Below are 25,411 nucleotides of genomic sequence, written 5' to 3'. Positions count from 1 at the left end.
CCAGGGCATTTTTTTACATCCATCAAAACAGACTAAAAATTCAAACGCAGAAAAACGTTTTCCATTTTTCAAGGCCACTCATCCTCCATAAAAAAGCTGATTGCAGGCGTTGAGATTTTTTATATGAAACTTAATTGCATTGTTTTTTAAGGATTTAAAATTGGTTTTTGTATCAATGATGGTCTCTTGGTCTGGATTGGTAGCAACTTTTGCCTTTTCTTTTCAGGGAGGGGGTTGCAAAGCAATGAAGTGCATAGATAATGGGTAATGTTGCTTTTTTATTGAATTTAGATGCATTTCGAATGAGAAAAGACGTTGAAATGCGATCGTTTTTAAGTAGAATGCGCCCAATTTGCCAGAAATCTGCCGGGTTCGAGTCCTGTCCAAGGCCGGAACCGAGCCCGCAACACCCAGGTAAATTGCTGAATTTAAAGCTAAATAACTGGAGGTTGTCTTGAATCACACTGCATTGCTAGTGCTGGAAGATGGAACTGTGTTCAAAGGCGTGTCGATAGGCGCCGAGGGATGTTCCGTTGGTGAAGTGGTTTTCAATACGTCGATGACGGGCTATCAGGAAATCCTCACCGATCCCTCTTATTCCCGTCAGATAGTCACCCTCACTTACCCCCATATAGGCAACACCGGCACCAACAGCGAAGATGAAGAGTCCAGTCAAATCCACGCTCAGGGATTGATCATCCGGGACCTTCCGATACTTGCCTCCAATTTCCGCAATCAGCAATCCCTCTCCGATTATCTCAAGTCCCACAACATCGTTGGCATCGCCGACATCGACACCCGCAAACTGACCCGCATCCTGCGCGAGAAAGGCGCCCAGGCCGGCTGCATTCTGGCCGGGAAACAGGTTGATGAAGCCTATGCCCTCGAACAGGCGCGCGCCTTCCCCGGTCTGAAGGGGATGGACCTGGCCAAAGAGGTCACGGTTGGCGAGGCGTACAACTGGACCGAAGGCAGCTGGCAGCTTGGCAAGGGGCACGTCACCCCGGATGCCGACCAGCTCAAATACCACGTGGTGGCCTACGATTTTGGCGTCAAGCGCAACATCCTGCGCATGCTGGTGGACCGCGGCTGCCGCCTGACCGTGGTGCCGGCCAAGACCCCGGCTGCCGAGGTACTGGCGCTGAACCCGGATGGCATCTTCCTCTCCAACGGCCCAGGTGACCCCGAGCCGTGCGACTACGCCATCGAGGCCATCAAGACCTTCCTTGATACCACCACCCCGGTGTTTGGCATCTGCTTGGGTCACCAGCTGCTGGGTCTCGCCTCCGGTGCCAAGACCGTCAAGATGAAGTTCGGCCACCACGGTGCCAACCACCCAGTGAAGAGCCTGGACGACAACACAGTGATGATCACCGCCCAGAACCACGGCTTCGCGGTGGACGAGAACAGCTTGCCGGAGTGCCTGCGCGCCACCCACGTCTCCCTGTTCGATGGGTCCCTGCAGGGCATCCATCGCACCGACCGTCCGGCCTTCAGCTTCCAGGGGCACCCCGAAGCGAGCCCGGGCCCGCACGACTGTGCCGGTCTGTTCGACCACTTTATTGAATTGATTAAGCAGTATCGCGCCTAAGAGGATAAAGAGAGCCATGCCAAAACGTAACGACCTTCAGAGCATCCTGATCCTCGGCGCCGGCCCCATCGTCATCGGCCAGGCCTGCGAATTCGACTACTCCGGCGCCCAGGCGTGCAAGGCCCTGCGCGAGGAGGGCTACCGCGTCATCCTGGTGAACTCCAACCCGGCCACCATCATGACCGACCCGGAGATGGCCGACGCCACCTACATCGAGCCCATCACCTGGGAAGTGGTGCGCGAGATCATCAAGAAAGAGCGCCCGGACGCCATCCTGCCCACCATGGGCGGCCAGACCGCACTGAACTGTGCGCTGGATCTGGAGAAGCACGGCGTGCTGGCCGAATTCGGCGTCGAGATGATCGGTGCCACCGCCGACGCCATCGACAAGGCCGAAGACCGCTCCCGCTTTGACAAGGCGATGCGCAGCATCGGCCTGGAGTGCCCGCGGGCCGGTATCGCCCACAACATGGAAGAAGCCTGGAAAGTGCAGGCCGAAGTGGGCTTCCCCTGCATCATCCGCCCCTCCTTCACCATGGGTGGCTCCGGTGGCGGCATCGCCTACAACACCGAAGAGTTCGTCGAGATCTGCGAGCGCGGTCTGGATCTGTCGCCGACCAAAGAGCTGCTCATCGACGAGTCGCTGATCGGCTGGAAAGAGTACGAGATGGAAGTAGTGCGGGATCGCAACGACAACTGCATCATCGTCTGCGCTATCGAGAACTTCGACCCCATGGGCATCCACACCGGTGACTCCATCACGGTCGCGCCAGCCCAGACGCTGACCGACAAGGAGTACCAGATCATGCGCAACGCCTCCATGGCGGTGCTGCGCGAGATCGGCGTCGAGACCGGCGGCTCCAACGTCCAGTTCGGCATCAACCCCAAAGATGGCCGCATGGTCATCATTGAGATGAACCCGCGGGTCTCCCGCTCCTCCGCGCTCGCCTCCAAGGCGACCGGCTTCCCCATCGCCAAGATCGCCGCCAAGCTCGCCATCGGTTACACCCTGGACGAGCTGATGAACGATATCACCGGCGGTCGCACTCCGGCCTCCTTTGAGCCGGCCATTGACTACGTGGTCACCAAGGTGCCGCGCTTCAACTTCGAGAAGTTCGCCGGCGCCAACGACCGTCTGACTACCCAGATGAAGTCCGTCGGTGAAGTGATGGCCATCGGCCGCAACTTCCAGGAGTCCCTGCACAAGGCCCTGCGTGGCCTCGAGACCGGCAAGACCGGCTTCGACCCCATGCTGGATCTCAATGCCCCTGACGCCCTGACCCGCATCCGCCACGAGCTGCAGGATGCCGGTAGCGACCGTATCTTCTACATCGCCGACGCCTTCCGCGCCGGTCTCTCCATGGACGGCGTATTCCGCCTGACCAAGATTGACCCCTGGTTCTTGGTGCAGATTGAAGAGCTGGTGAAACTCGAAGAGCAGGTGAAAGAGCGCGGCATGGCTGGCCTTGATGCCGACTTCCTGCGCAGCCTCAAGCGCAAGGGCTTCGCCGATGCCCGTCTTGCCAAGATCCTCGGCGTGGCCGAAGGTGAAGTGCGTAAATTGCGCGCCCGCCACAACATCTTCCCGGTCTACAAGCGGGTCGATACCTGCGCCGCCGAGTTCGCCACCAACACCGCCTACATGTACTCCAGCTATGACGAAGAGTGCGAGGCCAACCCCACCAACCGCGACAAGATCATGGTCATCGGTGGCGGCCCGAACCGTATTGGTCAGGGCATCGAGTTTGACTACTGCTGCGTGCACGCGGCGCTGGCCCTGCGCGAAGACGGTTACGAGACCATCATGGTCAACTGCAACCCGGAAACCGTCTCCACCGACTACGACACCTCCGACCGCCTCTACTTCGAGCCGGTGACCCTGGAAGACGTGCTGGAAATCGTGCGGGTCGAGCAGCCCAAGGGCGTCATCGTCCAGTACGGCGGCCAGACTCCGCTCAAACTGGCTCGCGCCCTGGAAGCGAACGGCGTGCCGGTCATCGGTACCAGCCCCGATGCCATTGACCGCGCCGAAGACCGCGAGCGCTTCCAGTCCGCCGTCGAGCGCCTCGGCCTCAAGCAGCCGGAGAACGGCACCGTCACCGCTCTGGAGCAGGCCGTTCTGCTGGCAGAGCGCATCACCTACCCGCTGGTGGTTCGTCCCTCCTACGTGCTGGGTGGCCGCGCCATGGAGATCGTCTATGACGAACAGGATCTGCGCCGCTACTTCGCCGAGGCAGTGAGCGTCTCCAACGAGTCGCCTGTGCTGCTGGACCGCTTCCTGGACGACGCCACCGAGGTGGACGTGGACGCCATCTGCGACGGCGTGGATGTGGTCATCGGCGGCATCATGGAGCACATCGAACAGGCCGGTATCCACTCCGGTGACTCCGCCTGCTCCCTGCCGCCCTACACCTTGTCCAAGGCCATTCAGGACGAGATGCGCGAGCAGGTGCGCAAACTGGCGCTGGAGCTTGGCGTAGTGGGCCTGATGAACGTACAGTTCGCGGTCAAAGACAACGAGATCTACCTCATCGAGGTGAACCCCCGTGCCGCCCGTACCGTACCGTTCGTCTCCAAGGCCACCGGTGCGCCGCTGGCCAAGATCGCCGCCCGTGTGATGGCCGGTCAATCGCTGCAAGAACAGGGCTTCACCAGCGAGATCATCCCGCCCTACTACTCGGTGAAAGAGGTCGTGCTGCCGTTCGCCAAGTTCCCGGGTGTCGACCCGCTGCTGGGCCCGGAGATGCGCTCTACCGGTGAAGTGATGGGGGTGGGCAGCAGCTTTGCCGAGGCCTATGCCAAGGCGCAGCTGGGCGCCGGTCACCAGGTGCCGCGCGAAGGTCGCGCCCTGCTCTCCGTGCGCCACGGCGACAAGGAGCGGGTGGTGAACCTGGCCGCCAAGCTGCTGGAGCTGGGCTATGACCTCGACGCTACTCACGGCACTGCGGTGACCCTGGGTGAGGCGAGTATCAACCCGCGCCTGGTCAACAAGGTACACGAGGGCCGTCCGCACATTCTGGATCGCATCAAGAATGGCGAGTACACCTACATCGTGAACACCGCCGAGGGCCGCCGCGCCATCGAGGACTCCAAGCAGCTGCGCCGTGGCGCCCTGCAGCACAAGGTGGCTTACACCACCACGCTGCACGCGGCGTTCGCCACCTGCATGGCCATCACAGTCGATGCTACCGCCAACGTGAGCTCGGTGCAGGAGTTGCACCAGAAGGTCGAGAGCCAGCTGAAGAGCCACTAAGAGCGCGTGATGAAGGAGGGACGCCTCCTTCGTGACCCGATAAAACCCCGCCAGCGATGGCGGGGTTTTTTATTGGCCGAAGGCTGCGGGACAGAGGGGAAAATGCCTGGTCAGGGAACCTGAGGGAGATAGTCACTCAATAATCAGATAAAACATCACAATGATTGTGCAATAGATGTATTTGACAGCGTTCTTTGCAATCTCTCGCCCGCGTTGCCTCTCTATACTGGGTTCTCGTCACAGGAGTCAACGGATCAGATCGTCTGCGCCTGCCGATGCAGGGGCGAACAGATCGGGCCCGCAGCCTTATCGGGTTGTGCGGCCGGCCCTTCTTACCGGGAAGGGCCACAGGATACCGGGCGTGGGGTTACCGCCTCGCGACTCGTCAGGGCCGGCGTTACCGCGCCGCCCCGCTTCCCTCTCTTCGTCCCTCTGTCAGCCGCCAGTCAGCCGTTCGTCTATCAGCCAAGGGAATCAGAATATGAGCTTCGATCATCGCAAATACCGCCGTGCCCCCGTCATCAATCTGGCGGATCGCCAGTGGCCCAACCGGGTGCTGGAGCGGGCGCCGCTCTGGTGCGCCGTGGATCTGCGCGACGGCAACCAGGCGCTGGTCGAGCCCATGACGGTGGCCCAGAAGCTGCAGATGTGGGCGCTGATGGTGCACATCGGCTTCAAGCATATCGAGGTGGGCTTCCCGGCGGCTTCTCAGCCCGATTTCGACTTCGTACGCGAACTTATCGACCGCACCCTGATTCCGGACGACGTCACCATCCAGGTGCTGGTGCAGGCGCGCGAAGATCTCATCGCCCGCACCTTCGAGGCCCTCAAGGGGGCGAAGCGGGCCATCGTTCATGTCTACAACTCGGTCAACCCGACCCAGCGCAACTATGTGTTCAACACAGGTCGCGACGGGGTCAAGGCTATCGCCGTGCAGGGGGCGCGCTGGGTGCGGGAGTATGCGGCCCGCAATCCGGGCACCGAGTGGAGCTTTCAGTACTCGCCGGAGAGTTTCAGCAGCACCGAGGTGGAGTTTGCCGTCGAGGTGTGTGACGCCGTCATCGATGAGTGGCGCAGCGCAGCCCGCCCCATGATCCTGAACCTGCCCGCCACCGTGGAGGTGAGCACCCCCAACGTTTTTGCGGATCAGGTGGAGTGGTTCTGCTGCAATTTGAAGGCGCGGCCCGAGGTGAGCATCTCCATCCACACCCACAACGATCGGGGTTGCGGGGTGGCCGCCGCCGAGCTGGCGGTGCTGGCGGGGGCGGATCGCATCGAGGGCACCCTGCTCGGCAACGGTGAACGTACCGGCAACATGGACATCGTCACCATGGCCATGAACCTCTACAGCCAGGGGATCGATCCCGAACTCAACCTTTCCGACATGGATGCCATCGTCGCCACCGTGGGGGCCTGTACCCAGATTGCCCTGCACCCGCGCCATCCCTATGCCGGCGAGCTGGTCTACACCGCGTTTTCCGGCAGCCATCAGGATGCCATCCGCAAGTCTCTCGCGGCAGAAAAACCGGATCACTACTGGGACGTGGCTTACCTGCCCATCGATCCTGCCGATCTCGGTCGCAGTTACGAGGCGGTGATCCGCATCAACAGCCAGTCCGGCAAGGGGGGCGTCACCTATCTGCTGGAGCGCGACCTTGGCCTGCAGTTGCCGCGCTGGCTGCAAATTGACTTCAGCCGCCGGGTCCAGGCCGAGGCCGAAGCCAGCAGCAGCGAAATCAGCCCGGAGCAGATCCGCACCCTGTTCGAGCGCCACTATCTCGAGCCTGCCCACGGCTATCGCATCGGTCGCTTCCAGCTTGGTCGCGACAGCCAGGAGAGCCTGCGCCTGGAGCTGCAGACCCCGACCGGCTCGCTGCAGCTCAGTGGTGAAGGGGAGGGGGCCATCACGGCCCTGGTCAACGGCTGGCAGCGCCAGACCGGGATGCATATCGACGTGCTGGATTACTCGGAACATGCCCTCACCGCCGGTACCGAGTCCCGCGCCGCTGCCTACGTGCTGCTGAGCGTCGACGGGACCCGCACCTGCGGGGTGGCCATCGGCCGCGATGTGGTCAGCGCCTCCCTGCAGGCGGTGATCAATGGCGCCGCCCAGATAGAGGCGCTGCGCCAGAGCGCCTGATCCTGCTCACCTTTGTCCCGATAGCAGCGCCACCGCAAGGTGGCGTTTTTATTGGTGTCTGCCCGGTTCAACCGGATGGCGGCTGTGGCCGGCGAGGAAGGCATCCACCGCCGACTCGGCGCTGCGGCGCATCTCGGCGGGGCTCGGGATGGTGTCGGCGTAGAGGGCCTCGAAGTGGCTGTTGCCCCGCAGCGCCCCGAGCAGTTGCTCGCAGGCCAGATCGGGATCGTCGAAGTGCAATGTGCCCTGGCGGTCGAGCGCCTTGAGGAAGGTGCCGAGCACGCTCTGGGAGTGGTAGGCGCTGCGCTCGAGGAAGAAGCGGATGAGATCGGGGTCCTTGTGCACCCGGGTCATCACCAGGCGACACAGCTTGAGGCGGCGCGGATCGTAGACAAAGTGCAGGTAGTTGACGGCGAAGCTCATCAACTGCTGGCGCGGCGGGCGCGCGTCGGGCAGCGGCAGGGTCAGCGCCTCGCCGGAGGGCTCGGTCAGTTCGGCCACCACGGCCCGCAGCAGCCCCTGCTTGTCGCCGAAGTAGTTGTACAGGGTCAGCTTGGAGCCGCCACAGCGCTCGATCAACTGCGCCATGTTGGTGTTGTCATAGCCCTGCTCCAGAAACAGCTCGATGGCGCTCGCCAGGTAGCGTTGGCGCTTCTCCAGACTCGATGGACGCATAGTTACAGTACTCCTCGGTACATTTTTTATCGTCGGGGGCTTGTCACCGTCCACGACGCTCTCTATGATTTTGTACTGTACAGTACAGTATCATGTGCGGAGTGAAGATGAAAGCGACGATGAAGAAGGGGGCTGTGGCCCTGGTGCTGCTGGGGGCCGTGGCCGGTCTCTATGTTTACCTGATGCCCCGCGCGGGGGAGGTGGTCACCGACAATGCCTACGTGCAGGGGGAGATAGCCCAGATCAGCGCCGAGGTAGCCGGCGTGGTGACCCGGGTTCATGTCGCCGACAACCAGTTCGTGCTCGCCGGCGATCTGTTGGCGGAGGTAGATGCGCGCGACTACCAGGCCCTCAAGACCCAGGCGGAGGGTGCACTGGCCGCCGCCGAGGCGGCGCTGGCCAACGTGCGCGAGCGCATCGCCATGCAGGAGATCGGCATCGGGGAGGCGGCAACGCGCATCGAGGCGGCTCAGGCCGATGCGGAGCTTCAGCGCGCCGAGTGGGCGCGCTATGACAACCTGCTCGGCAAGAAGCTGGTGGCCAAATCGAGCGCCGACGCCCAGCGCACCCGGATGCGCCAGGCCAACGCCAGCCTGGAGGCGACCCGCCTTGGGCTCGCCAGCGCCAAACGCCAGCTGGGTTCCCTGCAGACCGAGCGTGCCCAGCGGCTGGCACAGCGGGATCAGGCCCGCGCCGCCCTCGAGCTGGCCAGCCTGAGCCTGGAAGACACCCAGATCCGGGCCCCCATCAGCGGCGTGGTCGGCAATCGCAGCGTGCGCAAGGGGCGCTTCGTCACCAAGGGGACCAACCTGCTGGCCATAGTGCCGGTGGACGATGTGTGGGTGGAGGCCAACTACAAGGAGACCCAGATCACCCACATCCTGCCCGGCCAGGCGGTGGAGGTGAGGCTCGACAGTTTCCCTGAGCGCCCGCTGCGCGGCCACGTGATCGGCGCCTCGCCGGCCACAGGCGCGCGCTTCAGCCTGCTGCCGCCGGACAACGCGACCGGCAATTTCGTGAAGATTGTACAGCGGGTGCCGGTCAAGATCGCCCTCGACATCCCAAGCGAGCTGCGCGGTCGGGTAGTGCCCGGCCTCTCGGCCGAGGTGGCGATCGCCGTCGGCGGGCGGGGCTGATCATGCTGCGCATACCCCAACTGCTGGTGCTGACCCTGCTGCTCTTGCTGCCCCAGGGGATCACGGGGGAGGTCTACAGCACGGGGGCGGCCGAGATTGCCGGTGCCCTCGGCCTCTCCGGGGATGAGGCGAGCTGGCTCAAGACGCTCAACATGATGGGCCAGCTGATGACGCTGCCGCTGGCGGCCTGGCTGGCACGCCGGCTGGGTTATCGAAACATGACCCGGCTGGGCGCCCTGATTGGCCTCGTCGCGGCCCTGCTTGCCTGCCTGTGTCGGCAACCGGCGCCGCAACTGCTTGCCTGGTGGGGACACGGGGTGTCGGCCAGTTTGCTGCTGCTGGTGGCCCACGGCCTGGTGCTGCGGGGGCTCGGCTATCGGGCCATCGCCCTGGTCGAGGGGGCCATGCTGCTTGGCGTCGTGCTGATCCCCATGGGGCTCTACCCGCTGCTGCTGGCCCATCTGGCCGAGGATAACCTGTGGCACTGGGCCTTCGCGGCGCAGGTGCCGGTGTTTCTGGCCCTGCTCTACTGGACCCGCTTCGGCCCCTGGTTTGCGCGCGGCGAACGCGCTCCCCTGCGCTTCAACCTGTTGCAGGCGCTGCTGCTGAGCGGTTTCATCGGCGGCCTGACCTACCTGCTGCTGCGCGGCGAGCGTTTCGACTGGTTCCAGGCGCCCCATCTGGTGACCCTGGGCTGGCTGCTGCTCGGCCTCGGCGGACTGACGGTGCTGGCACTGCGCCGGCGCTGGGGGCGCGGCGCCTACCTGCGCCCCGATCTGCTGGCCGCCCCCCTGTGCAAGGCGGGCATGCTGGATGCGGTGATGGCCGGCTTCGTCATCCTCGGCACCAACCAGCTGGTCACTGTCTATGTCACCCAGGCCATGGGTTACAGCCACGTCGAACTCGGTCGTATGGAGCTGGTGGGCTTTGCCGGCATGCTGGTGGGCCTGCTGATCGCCCTCTACGCCACCACGAACCCGGCGCGGGATCCGGAGAAGGTGATCCCCATCGGCATCGCACTGATGCTCACCGCCTGCTGCCTGCTCACCGGGCGCAGCGCCGGCAGCGGCTTCGATGACTTCTGGCCGGCCATGCTGCTCAAGGGGGTGGCCGTCGGCATCCTCAACATTACCCTCACGGTGCACGTGCTGCGCAGCCTGCCGCGGGTCTATCTCGACGAGGGGGTGGCCTGGTTCTACCTGTTCCGCAACCTCGGCTCCCTGCTGGCGGTCGCCCAGTTCTCGCACCTGATGCATCAGGAGACGAGCCAGGCCGTCAACCGGCTGGGGGAGCACTACAACAGCGCCAGCCAGGCCTTCCTCGACTATCAGCAGGCCGCCGCTACCCTGGGGCAGGAGGCCGCCCCGGCCCTGCTCGCCAAGCCGCTGCACACCCAGGCCATGGCGGTGGCCGGGATCAACAATGTGCAGTGGTTCCTGTTTACCCTGGCGTTTCTCATTCCGGTGGTGATTGGCACCATGCGCTGGGCCCACCACAAGTCGCAGCAAGGGCAATAGGGGGTACACCGGGCGGCGGTGCTCCTCTACAATGGCGCGGTTTGTTTCTCGCGCCGCCTGCCGGCGCCCGACTGGGAGCCCCCGATGACCCGATTGCCATGCCTGCCGCTGGCCGCCCTCTCTCTTGCCTTGCTGCTCGCCGGTTGTGCCAGCGAGCCGCCTGCACCGACCAGCCCGGCAACCCCGGCGGGACGCCCTGTCCCCAAGGCGATGCAGCCACAGAAACCGGCCGACATGAAGACTCGCATCGTGCGCTTCCTGCCCAAGCAGGTGCCGGACAAGCCGGGTTGGGCCAACGACGTGGTGACGGCCCTCAGCACCCAGAAGTTGACGGTGAGCGATCACAACGTCTGCACCGTGCTGGCGGTGGCCGAGCAGGAGGCTACCTACCAGGCCGATCCCGTGGTCCCCGGTCTTGGCAAGATAGCCTGGAAGGAGATCAACGCCCGGGCCGGCAAGCTGCTCATCCCCGAGTTCATGGTGCGCACCGCGCTCTCCATCAAATCCCCGACCGGCAAAACTTACGCCGAGCGCATCGACAAGCTGCGTACCGAGCGGGAGATGAGCGAGATCTTCGAGGACATGATAGGCACAGTGCCCATGGGCAAGCAGCTCTTTGGCAACATGAACCCGGTGCGTACCGGCGGCCCCATGCAGGTGAGCGTCGCCTTTGCCGAGGCCAACGCCCGCGGCTACCCCTATCCCGTCAAGGACTCCATCCGCCATGAGGTGTTCACCCGTCGCGGCGGCATCTGGTTCGGCACCAAGCACATCTTCGGCTACCCGGCCGACTACCCCGACACCCTCTACCGCTTCGCCGACTTCAATGCGGGCTGGTACGCGAGCCGCAATGCCGCCTTCCAGGCCGCGGTGAGCCGGCTAAGCGGCAAGAACCTGGCGCTGGACGGGGATCTCATTCGCTACGGCTCCGATCTGCCCGGCAAAACCGAGCTCGCGGTTCATGCCATCGCCGGCCAGCTCAGCATGAGCAAGCAGGCCATCCACCAGAGCCTCAAGCTCGGCGATACTGCTGAATTTGGCCAGAGCGACCTCTATCATCGTGTGTTCACGCTGGCAGACCAGAAAGCGGGCAAACGACAGCCGCGCGCCATCCTGCCCGGCATCCAGTTGAAAAGCCCCAAGATCACCCGCAACCTCACCACCGCCTGGTTTGCCAAGCGGGTGGATGAACGCGAACAGCGCTGCGTGCAGAAGATGGCGACGATCCGCTGATTGCTAAAAGTAACAAAGGCGGCCAATTGGCCGCCTTTGTTACTGAATCTAAAGAGCTTAGAGAAAAATGAAATTTATAGTTAAAAACTATCATCATCTATAGCATCAAATCTTGTATGTCCATCGACCTCAACATCTAGAGAACGATATAGCATTTTATGTATTTTCAATTGCTGCGCTCTCTTAACTTCACCCCTTGATACAGAGGTTTGGTCTAGAAAAGACCAAATGAACGTACTAAGAGAGCTCATTTTTATCCCTATTGCACCTACATGATAAAGACAGACCAGCATTTTATTCAATACTTCTGTAAGCTTTGTTTCTCCAGTTGTTTCTAAATACTCCTTGGATGAGGTGACACATGGGTCATTATTGTTTTGTACGCATAGGTCAGATATGACATTCTCTAAGCGAGCACCGCTAAGAATAGAGCGAGTAAATGTATGTGGAAGACCACGTAATATTTCTACAGTATCATCAAAGGACGGGTATATTTCACCCCATTCCTCCTTCAATGACTTTAGTCTTTTTTCAGAGTATTGAGCTTCTGCTGCATATATTGCACGCCATGATACACAGTCTCTTCCGTAAGCGGCCTTAAAACATTCATTTATAAATTGCAATACGTCTCGAGGTCTATGTAGTGTTCTCTCAAGAATGAAGTCTGCGGATGTTTGATCTTTCCCTTTTTTGGCAGAGGGAAATATATCATCAAAGGATACCTGCTCTCTTGTATATTGTTTTCGAAAAACCTCATTTATTCTTTTTTCAATAAGCTCTCTTAGTTCACCTTTGTCCCAATGGATTTGAAGTATATAGGATTCATACTTCTCCTCTTGAAATCCTGGGCTTCTAGTCATATCAAAAACCAAATCAAGCAGATCTTTTCTCATCGCAGCTATAATCTTTACATTTTGTAAATTTCTAAATGTTTTTATTTCCTCAATAAGTGCTCTAATGAACCTGCATCGTGTTTCAGTATTGGCCCAGTGCTCATCTAGCTGATCTATTAATATATAAAATCTTTTCTGAGGATCACTGAAAGAATGGACTGACAATAGTTCTAGCATTTCGTTTAGTTTTTTGATTTGCAAGCCACTTACAATTTGACTAGCCCGTTGTTTTACTTCGGTCTTCTCCTCATCACTAAGCTTTTTGGCTCCCTGTAAATTAAGGTCGACATTATTATATTTAACTCCCAATGTCGCTTTTGTATCATTTTCAAGTTTTCGCGTGATTACTTTTAAATGTTCGTCGGTGTCTAACCAAAATTTATCCCCCCACTCTCTAAAGTATTCAATGGCTTTCTTCTTTATTTCATCTTTCCTAAAGAAATTTGTAATATTGTCAAGGAAGTTTCTGTTATCTAGGTCATTCTTTATGTCGTATCTTATTTTAAGTACTTCAACAATCAGAATGTGTCTCCATAGTAATCTATAAAAAAGATCTAAATTTACACCAATAGTATTCATGAATTGAATTATGTCTGAGTATTCAAGGAATCGCACGGAAATATCATTGGGGTCTATCTTTATATTTTTTTCTGCAGTTTGAGATATTTTGTAGAGAATTGCACTCTTACCTGCACCAGTCCTTCCTAAAATTATTGATTTTGGGCTGTGCACATTACATAGTTGTTCGATATAGCCTTTATCAATAAAACAAGAATCAAGTAGGCTAGTATCGGTTTCTGCATCTAAATCACCAATCTGCAAATTTTGTCTAATAATAATTTTGTTACTGTTTTTTGCTGTGTTCATCATTCATACCTATTAAAAAGTTATGAAATGCCGCTAAATACAGCTTTCATGGCGACGGTAAAGTGCGTTTGCATATAGGGTATTCACTGCATCCCCAGAACTGGTTTCCCCTTGTTGTTATCCCCTACAGGTGGTGTACAGCACTATGGGGTTGCCGCAGCAGGTAAGGGCGTTCTCTTTTTATACAGGGTCATCTGGCGATGTTAAATCACTCAATGATGAAAAAGTGCGAGGGGGATCAAGTGGTTGGTAGCGACAGCCTGGCGTAGGGAGCCGCGTTGAGGGAGGCCCCCTGTGCTATGCGATGAAAACTGGTTAGGATTGCCACCTTTTTGTAAAGCAAGAGCGGGTTGCCTGCTGGCAACCCGTTTACCTTGTGCCACGGCAATACCATATGAACCGGGAAGGAAGTCATCATGACAAACGCCATACTCTTTAGCCTGCTGCTCGCTGGCTCTGCCGCGAGTGCGACGGAATTGACCGTGCAGCCACTGTCAGCGCAAAGCCGTTACATCGAGATCCCTGCCCAGGGTGGCCCCGTGTGGCAGTTCGAAAGAGGGGGGGAGCGGGTGAAGGTGACACGCGATAGTCAGGACGCGGGTGTCTACCACATCACCATCTTGCAACTGGGCAAGAGTGGCGAGCGGCGCGAGCTCAGCAACCAGGTTTTCCTCTCTCCGGGGCCGGCAAAAGTGATAGGCGGTGTGTCTGATAGCCAGCGGGGCATGACGGTCTATTTGGTGTCCCTGGCCGCCACTTTTGACGAGGAAGGCGGCACAATGCCCTGAGCCAGCGGCGCAGGCAAATAAGTGCAGGGGTTGGCCTGGAGGTGCATCGCCAGCCCGATGCTGTCGCCGTGGTGGCTGGATCCATGGCGGAGCCAGCGGCGCAGGCAAATAAATGCAGGGGTTGGCCTGGAGGTGCATCGCCAGCCCGATGTTGTCGCCGTGGTGGCTGGATCCATGGCGGAGCCAGCGGCGCAGGCAAATAAATGAAGGGTTGGCCTAGAAACTCATCGCCAGCCCGACACCATAGCCGCTGGTGTTGTGGCTGAACATATAGCGGGCCACCAGCCGGGTGCGGGTGACGAAGATATCGTACTTGCTGCTGTCGAGCTCCAGTCCGAGGCCGAGGGAGTTGAGGGAGTTGAAGCCGAGCAGGCCGCGCTGCTCGCCCAGATATTCGGTACGGGCCCCCTCCAGCACGTAGCGCACGGGTTTGCCCAGCAGCGTCAGACTGCCGATGGGGGCGCGGCGGCGCAGATAGAGGCCGAGGTTTTCGGCGTTGGCCTGGCCGGTCACGCTGGCGGCGGTGCCGCCAAAACTCTGCAGGTGCTGATAGGAGTAGCGCAGCTCGGCGTCGATGTCCTGAACGGGGGAGAAGAGCTCGTAGTCCAGCATCATGGCGCCGCCGAGGCCATAGACGTCGAGCCGGCCGCCATCGAGAAAGTCGAGGTTCTTGCCGGTGTACTGACCCAGCAGCCAGTTGCCGATGCGCAGATCGCTCGCCACCGTGCCGAGGGTCACGTTGCCGATGGGGCGCAGCACCAGGTTGCCGCCGTGTCTGTCCCGGTGCAGCCCTATGTCCCAGCCGATCCCGCCGGTGGCCGTCAGGCTGTTCCACTTGGTGGGGAGGGTGCGGCTCTCGCTGCCGTTGCTGATCACGAACTGGGGATCGTAGCGGCTGAATCCCAGGGTCCCTTCCAGATAAACCGGTACGCTCTCGCTCATGGTGGCGCCGCCGCCGACCTGGGTCATGTTGAGGGCCGAGGATTGATTGGTGCCGCTGCCGATGTTGATGTTGCTGGCGGTGATGTCGGGCACCACGGTGAAGGTCATCAAGGAGACCACCGCATTGGCGCGCTGTTGCACCCGCGACTCCTCCTCGGCTATGGCCGGCTGGCCGAGGCCAAGCAGCGGGGTGAGCAGCAGGGCGCTGCGCAGCGGGTGAACGAGTGGTATGAGCATGGCGGGCTCCGTGACGCCTCTTGCGCTGAGGCACGGTTACACTGTAGCGATTTTTGGCTGGCTTGGCAGCTCATATGCCGAGTCGAATGAACCTTTCCAGGCGACGTTTTCTCCCCGCGGCGAAGGGCTGAGCGCCCTGGCGAGGTTTTTCGCACACAAGGCGGATGGCGAGGCAAAATCCATTAAACTCAATGGGTCACCTGTTCGGGAGTGTGGGTAAAGATGAAGATCAGCCGCAAGATTACGCTGACCATAGTGCTGACGCTGCTGCTGTTGCTGGGGGTCGGCTATGTCGGCCTCCATTATGTGGTGAGCAACAAGTTCGGCGAGCTGGAGCGCCTGAGCGTGGAGCGCAACCGCGAGCGGGTCAGGGCCGTGGTGCAGGCCGAACTGGATCAGCTGACCATCCTGGGGCAGGACTGGTCCGAGTGGGATGACACCTACGCCTACATGGCGAGCCGGGATCCCGCCTATCTGGCGGCCAACCTCAACGCCCGCACCTTCGAGACCCTGGCGGTGGATCTGGTGGCTCTTTATGACGCCGACAAGCAGCCGCAGGTGGCCTTTGCCTATCACGGCGGCAAGCTGCTGGCGCAGACGCCGGACGAGCTCGCGCCGCTCACCGACTATCTGGTGCGCTACGGCAGCCTCAAGCCCAATGGCGGCATCTGGTTCGACGGGGAGCGCTACTACCTGCTGGCCGCCACCCAGATCCTGTCCAGCGAGGGGGAGGGGCCGAGCCGCGGCACCCTGCTGCTGCTCAAGGCTTTCAATACCCGACTGGTTCATCAGCTGCAAAAGCGCACCAATCTGTCGCTCTCGTTTCTCAGTCCGCAGCAGCTGGCCACCAGCCTGGGGGTCACCACCCTGGCCAGGCTCAGGGCCAATGACAGCCTGATCCTGCCGCAGGAGGAGCGGCTGCTCACCCTGGCCCAGATCGATACCCTGCGAGAGGAAGATCCCCTGATCTTTCGCTTCACCCTGCCACGGGATCTGATGCTGGAGGGCAAGGCCGTCGAGCGGCGCATCTTCTGGCTGCTGAGCCTGGGGGTACTGCTGTTTGGTGGCCTGGTGCTGCTGATCCTCAACGGCTATATCGCCGCCCGCCTGCAGCGGTTGAGTGCCAATCTGCGGCTCATCGGCGAGGACGGCGCGGTGCGCCGCCTGCTGGTGGAGGGCAGTGACGAGATCTCCCAGGTGGCCGTCGACTGCAATCGGATGCTCGATCATCTCGACAGTCTGCGCCAGCAGCAGGCCGACAGCGAAGCCCGCCAGAAGCTGCAGCATGGCGCCCTCATTCACCTGGCCAAGAGCGATCTGCTGACCGGCGAGGATCCGGGCCAGGCCGCCCGTCACATCAACGAGGCGATCTGCGCCGGCACCGGGGCGGTGCGGGCCAGCGTCTGGTTCAGCGCCGAAGACAGGCAATCCATGTACTGCCAGGATCTCTTCTTCCTGCCCAAGCTCCATCATCAGCAGGGATTTCACCTGCCCTATGCGCTGATCCAGGGGCGTTACGAATCCTCCAAGCCCGAGCACGAGCCCTGCCTCATCCTGCGCGAGCCCTACGATCTGACCCGCTTTGGCGCCATGCTGGCCCAGCTCGGGCTGGAGGGGCTCTCCGGTACCATTCTGATGGCCCCCCTCAAGCACGGGGATGAGCTGCTCGGTTTCATCATCGCCGAGCGGGCCAGGCTGGAGGAGGTCTGGCACCCGGACGAGCTCGCCTTCGTGCTGTCGGTGTGCGATCTCTCGGCCCAGACCCTGCTCACCCTCACCAAGCTGCAGCGGCTCAAATACAGCTGAGTACCTGGATGGCCGGGGCCCGCACGACAGATGCGGGCCTCATTTTTTTAGGGCCCGCAGCCGATTATCTCGCCTATCCGTGACCTGTATTAATTTCTTGTTCACTTGGCCGGGTGTATAACGGGCCACCCTCAGGGAAGAGAGGGGTTGGCGACAGGGGAGGGTCTGCCGCACCGGAGGCCGTCGGGCCACCTCATGAAGTTGATGGGAGTCACCAGATGCAGGAGATGCTGCTTGCCATATGGCAACAGGACTTTGACCAATTGATCCAGATGCAGGCCGTGGGTCTGCTCGTCACCTGCCTGGTGGTGATCCTGTTTCTCGAATCGAGTTTCGTGTTCCTGCCCCTGCCCGGCGACAGCCTGGTGCTGCTGGCCGGCGGCCTGGTGGGCATGGGGGTGCTCGGCCCCGAGGTGACGTTGCTCTACATGCCGCTTGCCGCCGGGCTTGGCAGCCTCATCGCCTACGTGCAGGGCCAGGCGCTGCACGGCACCTCCTTCATGGGCCACGTGGAGCGGATGATCCCGGATGGCAGCCTGCCACGGGCCTCTCGCCTGCTGCACAACTACGGCTTCTGGGCCATGTTCTCCTCCCGCTTCGTGCCGTTCGTGCGGGTGTTGACGCCCATGCTGATGGGGGTCTCGCGCCTGCATCTGCCACGGGTGATGATCGCCAGCTTCGCCAGCGCCTTCCTCTGGGCCCTGGTATTGAGCCTGGTGGGCAAGTTCGTGATGGCGACCCCGGTGTTCGCCCAGCACCACGAGCTGTTGACCAAGTGTCTGCTGGTGACCTCGCTCGGCCTCTTCATCATCGCCATGGCGGCCATCGCCATCCGTCTGCTCAAGCGACCGACCAACCGCATCCGCTAAGGGGGCAGGGGCCTTGCCTCTGTTTCTCCCCTCTTCATGTCATGGCGCCGCCCCCTTGGGCTGGCCGGCGCCCTTCCAATCTGCAAGCAGGTACCTTATGTCATCCCCCGACACCCTGACCCTTCGTCCCCTCGAGCGCGAGGATCTCAAGTTCGTTCATCAGCTCAACAACAACGCCAGCATCATGCGCTACTGGTTCGAGGAGCCTTACGAGGCTTACATGGAGCTGGCCCAGCTCTATGACAAGCATATCCACGACCAGCATGAGCGCCGCTTCATCCTCGAGGTGGCAGGCAACCAGGTGGGGCTGGTGGAGCTGGTGGACATTCGCAGCATCCATCGCCGCGCCGAATTCCAGATCATCATCGCCCCCGCCCATCAGGGGAAGGGGTATGCCAGGAGCGCGACCCTCAAGGCGATGACGTACGCCTTCAACGTGCTCAACCTGCACAAGCTCTATCTCATCGTCGATCGGGACAACGCCCGGGCCATCCACATCTATCAGGCGCTGGGGTTCGAGCCGGAAGGGGAGCTCAAAGAGGAGTTCTTCATCGATGGCCACTACCGCACCGCCATCCGCATGTGCCTGTTCCAGCGCGATTTCCAGGTCAGAAACGGGCGGGGAGGCTAAGCTGGAGCCAGCCCGGACCGGCCCATGGGGGGCGAGCCGGGATGCCGTGAAAAGGGGCGTTTTTGAGGCAGAATTTGCGCCGCCTATCTGTTACACTTCGCGCCCGCCATTTTCCGGCCACTCTCTGACTTGATGTCAGGCACAGCCGTCGGTGGTCATAGCCGACTTCTTGCTCATGCCGAGCCAACCAGGCCAGCCACAGTCCCGCTGGAACACAGGAACCCATTATGAGATTTGAATCGTTCGATTTTGCCCCCGAGATTTTGCGCGCCATCTCAGAGTGCGGTTATCAGGAGATGACCCCTGTGCAGAGCCAGGCCATCCCGGCCGTGCGCCGTGGCCGTGACCTGCTGGCCAGCGCCCAGACCGGCACCGGCAAGACCGCCGCCTTCGCCTTGCCGATCCTGCAGCGACTGGTGGACAATCCGGCGCCGGTACAGCCTTCCAACGCCCGGGTACTGATCCTGACCCCGACCCGCGAGCTGGCGGCCCAGGTGGCGAGCAACATCAATGACTTCGCCAAGTATCTGGATATCACCACCCTCACCATCGTGGGTGGCGGCAAGCAGGACGTGCAGGCCAAGCGGCTGAAAGCGGGCGCTCACATTATCGTGGCGACCCCGGGCCGTCTGCTCGAACATCTCACCGCCTGCAACCTGAGCCTCTCCGGGGTCGAGACCCTGGTGCTGGACGAAGCGGACCGCATCCTCGACATGGGCTTTAGCGCCGATGTGCAGAAGATCCTGCAGGCGGTCAACAAGACCCGCCAGAACCTGCTGTTCTCCGCCACCTTCTCCGAGGCGGTGAAAAAGCTGGCCAACCTGATGCTGGACAAGCCGCAGGTGGTGGCCGTCAACAAGCAGAACTCCACTGCCGACACCGTCAGTCACACCGTTTACCCGGTGGAGCAGAAGCGCAAGCGCGAGCTGCTCTCCGAACTCATCGGCAAGCAGAACTGGCAGCAGGTACTGGTGTTCGCCAGCACCCGCGAGAGCTGCGACGAGCTGGTGGAGGAGCTGAACCTCGATGGCATCAAGTCCGCCGTGGTGCACGGCGACAAGGCCCAGGGCAGCCGTCGCCGCGCCCTGCGCGAATTCAGCGAAGGCAAGCTGCGGGTGCTGGTAGCCACCGAAGTGGCCGCGCGCGGGCTGGACATCCCGAACCTCGAATACGTGGTCAACTATGATCTGCCGTTCCTCGCCGAAGACTATGTGCACCGCATCGGCCGTACCGGTCGCGCCGGCAAGAGCGGCATGGCCATCTCCTTCGTCAGCCGTGAAGAAGAGCGCACCCTGCTGGAGATCGAGGCGCTGATCGGCCAGAAGATCCGCCGCATCATGGTGCCGGGCTACGAGGTGAGCAGCCGCGACGAGCTGATCAAGCAGCTGCAGGAGCGCCGTCGTTTCGGCAAGCGCCCCCAGCGTGAAGACAATGCCGCCGCCCAGGCCATGGCTGAGTCCAAGCTGCAGGGTCAGCGCCTCAAGCGCCTGGCGGCCGCCAAGAAGCCGCGTCAGCCTAAATAAGGGCGCACGCTCTATTGAACCGCAAAGGCGCCACTGGCGCCTTTGCCTTCTCTGTCATCGGTGTTGACCCGTGGTGGTCGACTGAAGGATTGCTTATGACCTCTCCCACCTACAATCAGGCCCTGCTCGAGATGGCCGGCCAGAGCCTGGCCGAACTGGCCCGTACCGCCGAGCAGAAGGCTGGCAAGCGCACCCCGGCGCAAGAGAGCCACTTTCTCTGCAGCTGGATGGCGGAATCCCTCAAGGAGAAACGCTTCTCCCGGCTGGTGATGGAAGATTTGAAAGAGTGGGTGCAGCTGGGCCGCACCCTGGGGGCCGGCGCCGATCTCAAGGGGCTGCTTGAGCGGATCATTCGCCAGTATGAGCGGGCCACATGTGAACCACTGCAGCTGGGGAGCAAGCTGGCGGCCCTGCTGGCCGAGCTCGTGGCCGAGGGTTGGTTAGTGATCACCGACAGCGAGGTGAGCGCCAAGCTGCGCCTGCAATCGGGCGGTCAGCCTAGCCTCATCATCAGTGCCAGCGAATATCAGGGCCATATCGAGGCGGGTGAGCTGGTCAAGCCGCTCACCCTCTATGTGCGCGGCGACGAGGCCCGACTGGCGCAAGGCGCCTTCACCCACGGCCTGCTGCTGAGCCAGGGCAACAAGAAGACCTCCCTGGTCAAGCACCACAAGGCCTACCGGCTGGTGCCGGGCAATGCGCTGCCGGCGCTGGCCCTGCTGGCGGGCTCTTGCAAAGAGTGAGTGCCATTTGTCTGAGACCCCGGCCCGGTGCCGGGGTTTTTTATGGGTACAATCCGCCGCAGACAAGAGGCAAGGGGGAGGGGCCGCGATTGTTGTCGCAGCAGCGAGGGATGCCCGACGCTCCCCCTATCCTGGGGGGCGTCACCCATATGGTGGGATGGTCGCGGAAAAAAACTGCTCTAGGGTGGTTGAGCCCCAAAGAGGGCCTTGAAGGAAGCAAACCGCCTGACAAGGCGACACTCAATGAATGAGGAAACATGATGAAAGCGACTCCCATTGCCCTGTTGCTGGCCGGCGTGCTGGCCTCTCCGCTCTGCGCCGCCGGGCTCGATGCCAAGCTCACCCTGGTGGATGGCAGCAGCGACGACGTGCGCGTCAACCTGACCCTGACCAACACAGGGGACAAACCGGTTCGCCTGCTCAAATGGCAACTGCCGGGCAGCGAGGATGCCCCCCTGTTCCTGGTGGAGCGGGACGGCCAGCCGGTCAGCTACGAGGGGGCCCTGATCAAGCGGGCTGCCCCGACCGACAAGGACTTCCAGCTGCTCAAGGCCGGCCAGAGCCTGACGGTGCAGGCTGAAGTCTCCGGTCTCTACGACATGAGCGCCCAGGGCCAGTACAGCATCCGCTATCTGCTGCCGACGCTGCCACAAGAGGCGAAAGCCGCCAAGGCCAAGCAGGCCCAGGCGAGCGAGTCCAATGCCGTGACCCTGTGGGTGGAAGGGGTGAGCGACGAACGGGTGCTGGCCAAGGCGGCTCCCCTGGTCGAGCCGCAGGCGGTGACCGCCTCGGTCAGTTTCAGCGGCCGCTGCACCAACACCCAGAAGAGCGACATCCTGGCGGCGCTCGATGCCGCCAGCGGCATCACCAACAACTCCAGCAGCTACCTGGCGGTGGACAAGCCGGATGGCCAGCGTTACCGCAGCTGGTTTGGCGCCTATGATGCGTCGCGCTGGGATCAGGCCGAGACCCACTTCAGCAAGATCAAGGATGCCATCGATAACAAGCCGCTCACCTTCGACTGCGGTTGCAAGCAGAGCTACTTTGCCTATGTCTATCCGGATCAGCCTTACAAGGTCTACCTGTGCAAGAGCTTCTGGACCGCACCGGTCAGCGGGACTGATTCCCGTGCCGGCACCATTGTTCACGAGCTGAGCCACTTCAATGTGGTGGCGGGCACCGACGATCTGGGTTACGGTCAGGCCAATGCCCGCAACCTGGCGAAGACGGATCCGGTCAAGGCGCTCAACAACGCCGACAACCACGAGTACTTCGCCGAAAACACGCCGAGCGAAAACTGATTTGCCGACCGGGGGCCGCAAGGCCCCTTTTTGTCCATGTCGTTTGTCACAGGAAGGAGCGACCATGATGACACTCTTGCTCACCACCCTGGCGCTGGCCCCCCTGCAGTGCGAACTGTCGGTCAAGGCACAAAGCCGGGTCAACGAGCCGCTGCCGCTGGTGATGACCCTGACCAACCGGGGGGAGGGGCCGCTCGAGGTACTGAGCTGGTTCACGCCGTTCGAAGGCTGGTTTGCCGATGCCATCGATCTCACCCTCGATGAACAGCCGCTGCCCTACAAGGGCCCGCTGGCCAAACGGGGCAACCCGGGCGCCGAGGATTTCTTCCTGCTGGGGGCTGGTCAGCAGAGTCAGGCCGACGCGGACCTGACCCTGGTCTACGATCTCTCCCGGCCCGGCAGCTACCGGCTGAGTTACCGTGCCCAGCCGCTGACCCTGACCCGGGGCGTGGCTCCCCGCTGCCCCGTCATTCACTTCACCCGGCTGCCCGCCTCCTAGGGGCGGCCCCATCCTGTGGAGCCCAGCCCTTAGATGGCATCCGGCCTGCTAAGGGGTGCCAGCAGATCCGTTGCACGGGCAGCTACCGCCAGATAACGCTCCGCCAGCAAAGGCCTGGCGAGCCCTTCCCGCCAGCAGCAGTGCACCAGCTTGATCACATGATCGTCGAGGCTCTCCACCGCGCTGGCCAGCACGTGTTGCCACGCCAGCTTGCCGGTATCGGGCCAGACCGGCCTTTGCAGTGACGGTGCGCCGACCGTGACATAGGCGGCCGCCACCGCCTGCCACATCAGGGTCTGCCAGCACCCTTGCCATGACGCGGGCAAATGGCGGGCGACGATGGCGGCGGCGCGGCTGCCGGTCACCATGTGCAGCACGGTAAAGTTGCCGGTCTGCCAGTAGAGGGCGAGGGCCGCGTCGGCTAGCTGCACCAGCAGATCCGAGGATGACGGGAGCCCGCCCGGCAATCCCGCCGCCCAGGTCGGCGCATCCGTCACCTGCCGCAGTCGCTCGGTGATCCACTCGCCCTGCCAGCGCGACCCTTCCCACTGCTGCGTCAGTACGCTCAGCAGGTCGTCGATATCCTGCACCGGTGCTCCCTGCCCGGCCGGCACCCGCAAGGGACTGCATTGCCAGGCAGCCAGGGCGGCGGCCTGCTCTCCCAGGTGGCCATTTTCCAGCGCGCAGGCCAGGCGGATCAGCGGATGAAAGGCGCCGCCTGCCGGGGAGAGCCCCTGCTCCAGCAGGTCGCCAAAGGCGGGCAGCCATCCCTCGTCGGCCAGCCGTGCTGCCAACTGCTGACGCAGCCGGACAAACTGCATCTCCTTTTCATACCCCTGCTGTTGTTCACCCCCCGGCAGGGCATGATTGGCCTGCCAGTGGGCAAAGAAACGCTGCAGCCGTACTGGGCTGGCGCCCATCTCATGCAGGGCGTGCAGCGCCATCGGGCAGTGGTTGGTGGTGCCGCGACCATTGAGGGCAAATGCCTGGTTGGCATCGAGCAGTTGATGAAGATGATGCATAATCATTTGACTCCTTTCATGAGGGGAGACAGGATTGTGCAAGTTAAAGCTAACTTGAGGTCAAGCGTGGCGATGGAACGCAAATGGCTGGCCATCGGCCAGATAGCCAAACGCTCCGGCGTCAAGGCCAGCGCCCTGCGCTTTTACGAGCAGAAGGGGCTGATCCGCAGCGTGCGCAGCGACGGGGGGCAGCGGCTCTATCCGCAGGATGTGCTGCGTCGCATCGCCTTCATCCGGGTGGCGCAGGGCATGGGACTGAGCCTTGGCGAGATAGGCGAGGCCCTGGCCGGCTTGCCCGAGGGGCGCACCCCGGATCGCAGCGACTGGATCGGGATTGCCGGCCAGTGGCAGGGGCTGCTCGATCGGCGCATCGCGGCCCTGCAGCAGCTCAAGGAGAAGCTCGGCGCCTGTGTCGGCTGTGGCTGCCTCTCCCTCGAGCACTGCGCACTTTACAATCCGGATGATCAGGCCGCCGCCCTTGGCAGCGGCCCTCGCTACCTGCTGGGGGATACGCCCCCGGATGACGAACAGGCAGTCACATGATGAACATCGGGGTCGGCCCAGCCATGCCATGCACCGGGCCGACTCGTTTACACCGTCAAGGAGGAGACATGGCACTGGAACAACTGAAACGGGAGCTGGAGCTGTTTGGCGAGCGGCACGACGGCGCACAACACTCCCGTGGTAGCAAGATGCTCAACATTACCCGCGACACCGGCGAACTGCTGGCGGTGCTGGTCCAGACGAGAGGGGCGCAGGCGGTGCTGGAGATAGGCACCTCCAACGGCTACTCCACCCTCTGGCTGGCTGAAGCAGTGAAACGGCTGGGGGGCCGGGTCACCACCATAGAGCTGGACGAGGGCAAACGGGCCATGGCGGCCGCCAACTTTGAGCGCGCCGGGCTCGACGCCTGGATTGAGCAGCTGGCAGGGGACGCAGGCACCCTGCTGCCCACCCTGCCGAAGGCCGCTTATCAGCTTATCTTCCTCGACTCCGATCGCCGCCATTACCAGGCCTGGTGGCCCGAGATCCAGCGCCTGCTGGCCCCCCGCGGCCTGCTGGTGGTGGACAATGCCGTCTCCCATCGGGAGGAGCTGGCCGAGTGGATGGCAGAGGTGGAGCAGGATCCGGCCTTCGCGACCTCGCTGGTGCCGGTGGGCAAGGGGGAGTGGCTGGTGGTGCGTCTGTAGGAGGGCTGGCATGGAAAACAAGACCATGGAACCAAGAGCGGTGGTGGAGGCCTACTGGCAGGCCATGCAGAGCAATGATTTTGCCAAGGCAGCCCGCTGGCTGTGTGAAGACTTCATCTGCGACTGGCCCCAGTCGGGGGAACGGATCGAGGGGCGCAGCAACTTCGTCGAGATCAACCGGCGCTATCCGGCGGCCGGGCCCTGGAACTTCGACGTCGTCCGCCTGCTGGAGCAGGGGCGGGAAGTGGTGACCGAAGTGCTGATCACCGACGGTGAAGTGGAGGCACGCGCCATCACCTTTCACACGGTGCGCGGCAATGCCATCTGGCACCAGACCGAGTTCTGGCCCGATCTCTACGAGGCGCCGCACTGGCGTCGTCACTGGGTCACCACCATACCGCGGGAGCCGCAACCCGCCTGATCCCCTCCGCTGGCGCGCTACCGCCAGCGGAGTCGTTCATGATGTGCCGTGACCATCCCGCCGCCTGCCTCATGTCCCCTTTTTCATGATCTCCAGGCGCCTCCCCGACATGACCTGGCTAGGGTGTTCCCGGT

Annotated in this window: 21 protein-coding genes; 17 read left to right on the top strand and 4 right to left on the bottom strand. The window is 61.6% G+C overall.

What is annotated here, in order from left to right; genetic code table 11:
• Window positions 1–454 precede the first annotated feature (454 nt).
• The 3 genes from carA (at window position 455) to leuA (ending at window position 6,984) form a co-directional block, all read left to right on the top strand.
• On the top strand, window positions 455–1,591 hold the full coding sequence (gene carA, locus ACB033_RS04235; RefSeq protein ID WP_117403064.1) for a glutamine-hydrolyzing carbamoyl-phosphate synthase small subunit: 1,137 nt from the start codon (window positions 455–457) through the stop codon (window positions 1,589–1,591).
• Between the two features lie 16 nt (window positions 1,592–1,607).
• Complete coding sequence (carB, locus tag ACB033_RS04230) at window positions 1,608–4,844, top strand: carbamoyl-phosphate synthase large subunit (RefSeq protein ID WP_139726034.1); 3,237 nt, start codon at window positions 1,608–1,610, stop codon at window positions 4,842–4,844.
• Window positions 4,845–5,325: 481 nt separating this feature from the next.
• On the top strand, window positions 5,326–6,984 hold the full coding sequence (gene leuA, locus ACB033_RS04225; protein ID WP_371140356.1) for a 2-isopropylmalate synthase: 1,659 nt from the start codon (window positions 5,326–5,328) through the stop codon (window positions 6,982–6,984).
• 48 nt (window positions 6,985–7,032) lie between these two features.
• Here the strand turns inward: leuA and ACB033_RS04220 are convergent, their stop codons facing one another.
• Window positions 7,033–7,659, bottom strand: coding sequence for a TetR/AcrR family transcriptional regulator (locus ACB033_RS04220; RefSeq protein WP_139726032.1), 627 nt, complete (start codon window positions 7,657–7,659; stop codon window positions 7,033–7,035).
• A 107-nt stretch (window positions 7,660–7,766) separates the two neighbouring features.
• Here ACB033_RS04220 and ACB033_RS04215 point away from each other — a divergent pair, with 107 nt between their 5' ends.
• The 3 genes from ACB033_RS04215 to ACB033_RS04205 all read left to right on the top strand — a co-directional run bounded on the left by ACB033_RS04215 (window position 7,767) and on the right by ACB033_RS04205 (window position 11,545).
• Window positions 7,767–8,795 carry an HlyD family secretion protein gene (locus ACB033_RS04215; RefSeq protein ID WP_240041791.1) on the top strand — a complete coding sequence of 343 codons (1,029 nt, stop codon included), beginning with the start codon at window positions 7,767–7,769 and terminating at the stop codon, window positions 8,793–8,795.
• A gap of 2 nt (window positions 8,796–8,797) precedes the next feature.
• A complete protein-coding gene (locus tag ACB033_RS04210) occupies window positions 8,798–10,312 on the top strand; it encodes an MFS transporter (RefSeq protein WP_139726031.1) in 1,515 nt (504 codons plus the stop codon).
• An 84-nt stretch (window positions 10,313–10,396) separates the two neighbouring features.
• Window positions 10,397–11,545: a DUF1615 domain-containing protein gene (locus tag ACB033_RS04205; protein ID WP_371140355.1), complete on the top strand. Its 1,149-nt coding sequence runs from the start codon at window positions 10,397–10,399 to the stop codon at window positions 11,543–11,545.
• A gap of 80 nt (window positions 11,546–11,625) precedes the next feature.
• Here ACB033_RS04205 and ACB033_RS04200 read toward each other — a convergent pair whose 3' ends face one another.
• A complete protein-coding gene (locus ACB033_RS04200; protein ID WP_371140354.1) occupies window positions 11,626–13,305 on the bottom strand; it encodes a P-loop ATPase, Sll1717 family in 1,680 nt (559 codons plus the stop codon).
• A gap of 416 nt (window positions 13,306–13,721) precedes the next feature.
• Here ACB033_RS04200 and ACB033_RS04195 point away from each other — a divergent pair, with 416 nt between their 5' ends.
• Window positions 13,722–14,093, top strand: a complete 372-nt coding sequence (locus tag ACB033_RS04195; protein WP_139726029.1) for a hypothetical protein — start codon at window positions 13,722–13,724, stop codon at window positions 14,091–14,093.
• Window positions 14,094–14,309: 216 nt separating this feature from the next.
• Here the strand turns inward: ACB033_RS04195 and ACB033_RS04190 are convergent, their stop codons facing one another.
• Window positions 14,310–15,272 carry an autotransporter domain-containing protein gene (locus tag ACB033_RS04190; protein WP_139726028.1) on the bottom strand — a complete coding sequence of 321 codons (963 nt, stop codon included), beginning with the start codon at window positions 15,270–15,272 and terminating at the stop codon, window positions 14,310–14,312.
• Window positions 15,273–15,494: 222 nt separating this feature from the next.
• Here ACB033_RS04190 and ACB033_RS04185 point away from each other — a divergent pair, with 222 nt between their 5' ends.
• The 7 genes from ACB033_RS04185 (at window position 15,495) to ACB033_RS04155 (ending at window position 22,644) form a co-directional block, all read left to right on the top strand.
• A complete protein-coding gene (locus ACB033_RS04185; RefSeq protein WP_139726027.1) occupies window positions 15,495–17,078 on the top strand; it encodes a CHASE4 domain-containing protein in 1,584 nt (527 codons plus the stop codon).
• 218 nt (window positions 17,079–17,296) lie between these two features.
• Window positions 17,297–17,947 (top strand): DedA family protein, encoded by a 651-nt coding sequence (locus ACB033_RS04180; protein WP_005302578.1) that lies wholly within the window; start codon window positions 17,297–17,299, stop codon window positions 17,945–17,947.
• Between the two features lie 97 nt (window positions 17,948–18,044).
• Window positions 18,045–18,578 carry a spermidine N1-acetyltransferase gene (gene speG / locus ACB033_RS04175; RefSeq protein ID WP_005302576.1) on the top strand — a complete coding sequence of 178 codons (534 nt, stop codon included), beginning with the start codon at window positions 18,045–18,047 and terminating at the stop codon, window positions 18,576–18,578.
• A gap of 227 nt (window positions 18,579–18,805) precedes the next feature.
• Window positions 18,806–20,101 (top strand): DEAD/DEAH box helicase, encoded by a 1,296-nt coding sequence (locus ACB033_RS04170; RefSeq protein WP_005302574.1) that lies wholly within the window; start codon window positions 18,806–18,808, stop codon window positions 20,099–20,101.
• A gap of 95 nt (window positions 20,102–20,196) precedes the next feature.
• Window positions 20,197–20,844: a DUF2913 family protein gene (locus ACB033_RS04165; protein ID WP_139726026.1), complete on the top strand. Its 648-nt coding sequence runs from the start codon at window positions 20,197–20,199 to the stop codon at window positions 20,842–20,844.
• A 257-nt stretch (window positions 20,845–21,101) separates the two neighbouring features.
• A complete protein-coding gene (locus ACB033_RS04160; protein WP_017786182.1) occupies window positions 21,102–22,145 on the top strand; it encodes a M35 family metallo-endopeptidase in 1,044 nt (347 codons plus the stop codon).
• A gap of 64 nt (window positions 22,146–22,209) precedes the next feature.
• On the top strand, window positions 22,210–22,644 hold the full coding sequence (locus ACB033_RS04155) for a hypothetical protein (RefSeq protein ID WP_005302566.1): 435 nt from the start codon (window positions 22,210–22,212) through the stop codon (window positions 22,642–22,644).
• 29 nt (window positions 22,645–22,673) lie between these two features.
• On the opposite strand, the gene ACB033_RS04150 is transcribed toward ACB033_RS04155, so the two are convergent.
• On the bottom strand, window positions 22,674–23,672 hold the full coding sequence (locus ACB033_RS04150; protein ID WP_371140353.1) for a questin oxidase family protein: 999 nt from the start codon (window positions 23,670–23,672) through the stop codon (window positions 22,674–22,676).
• Between the two features lie 66 nt (window positions 23,673–23,738).
• Between ACB033_RS04150 and soxR the strand changes: the two genes are divergently transcribed.
• The 3 genes from soxR (at window position 23,739) to ACB033_RS04135 (ending at window position 25,277) form a co-directional block, all read left to right on the top strand.
• Window positions 23,739–24,209 (top strand): redox-sensitive transcriptional activator SoxR, encoded by a 471-nt coding sequence (gene soxR, locus ACB033_RS04145; RefSeq protein ID WP_139399386.1) that lies wholly within the window; start codon window positions 23,739–23,741, stop codon window positions 24,207–24,209.
• 68 nt (window positions 24,210–24,277) lie between these two features.
• Window positions 24,278–24,856 carry an O-methyltransferase gene (locus tag ACB033_RS04140; protein ID WP_124250724.1) on the top strand — a complete coding sequence of 193 codons (579 nt, stop codon included), beginning with the start codon at window positions 24,278–24,280 and terminating at the stop codon, window positions 24,854–24,856.
• A 10-nt stretch (window positions 24,857–24,866) separates the two neighbouring features.
• On the top strand, window positions 24,867–25,277 hold the full coding sequence (locus ACB033_RS04135) for a nuclear transport factor 2 family protein (RefSeq protein WP_017766677.1): 411 nt from the start codon (window positions 24,867–24,869) through the stop codon (window positions 25,275–25,277).
• Window positions 25,278–25,411 lie beyond the last annotated feature (134 nt).

The sequence above is a fragment of the Aeromonas sp. S15(2024) genome (genome assembly GCF_041402265.1).
Taxonomy (GTDB): domain Bacteria; phylum Pseudomonadota; class Gammaproteobacteria; order Enterobacterales; family Aeromonadaceae; genus Aeromonas; species Aeromonas dhakensis.
This window is presented reverse-complemented; position numbering and strand designations above follow the sequence as displayed.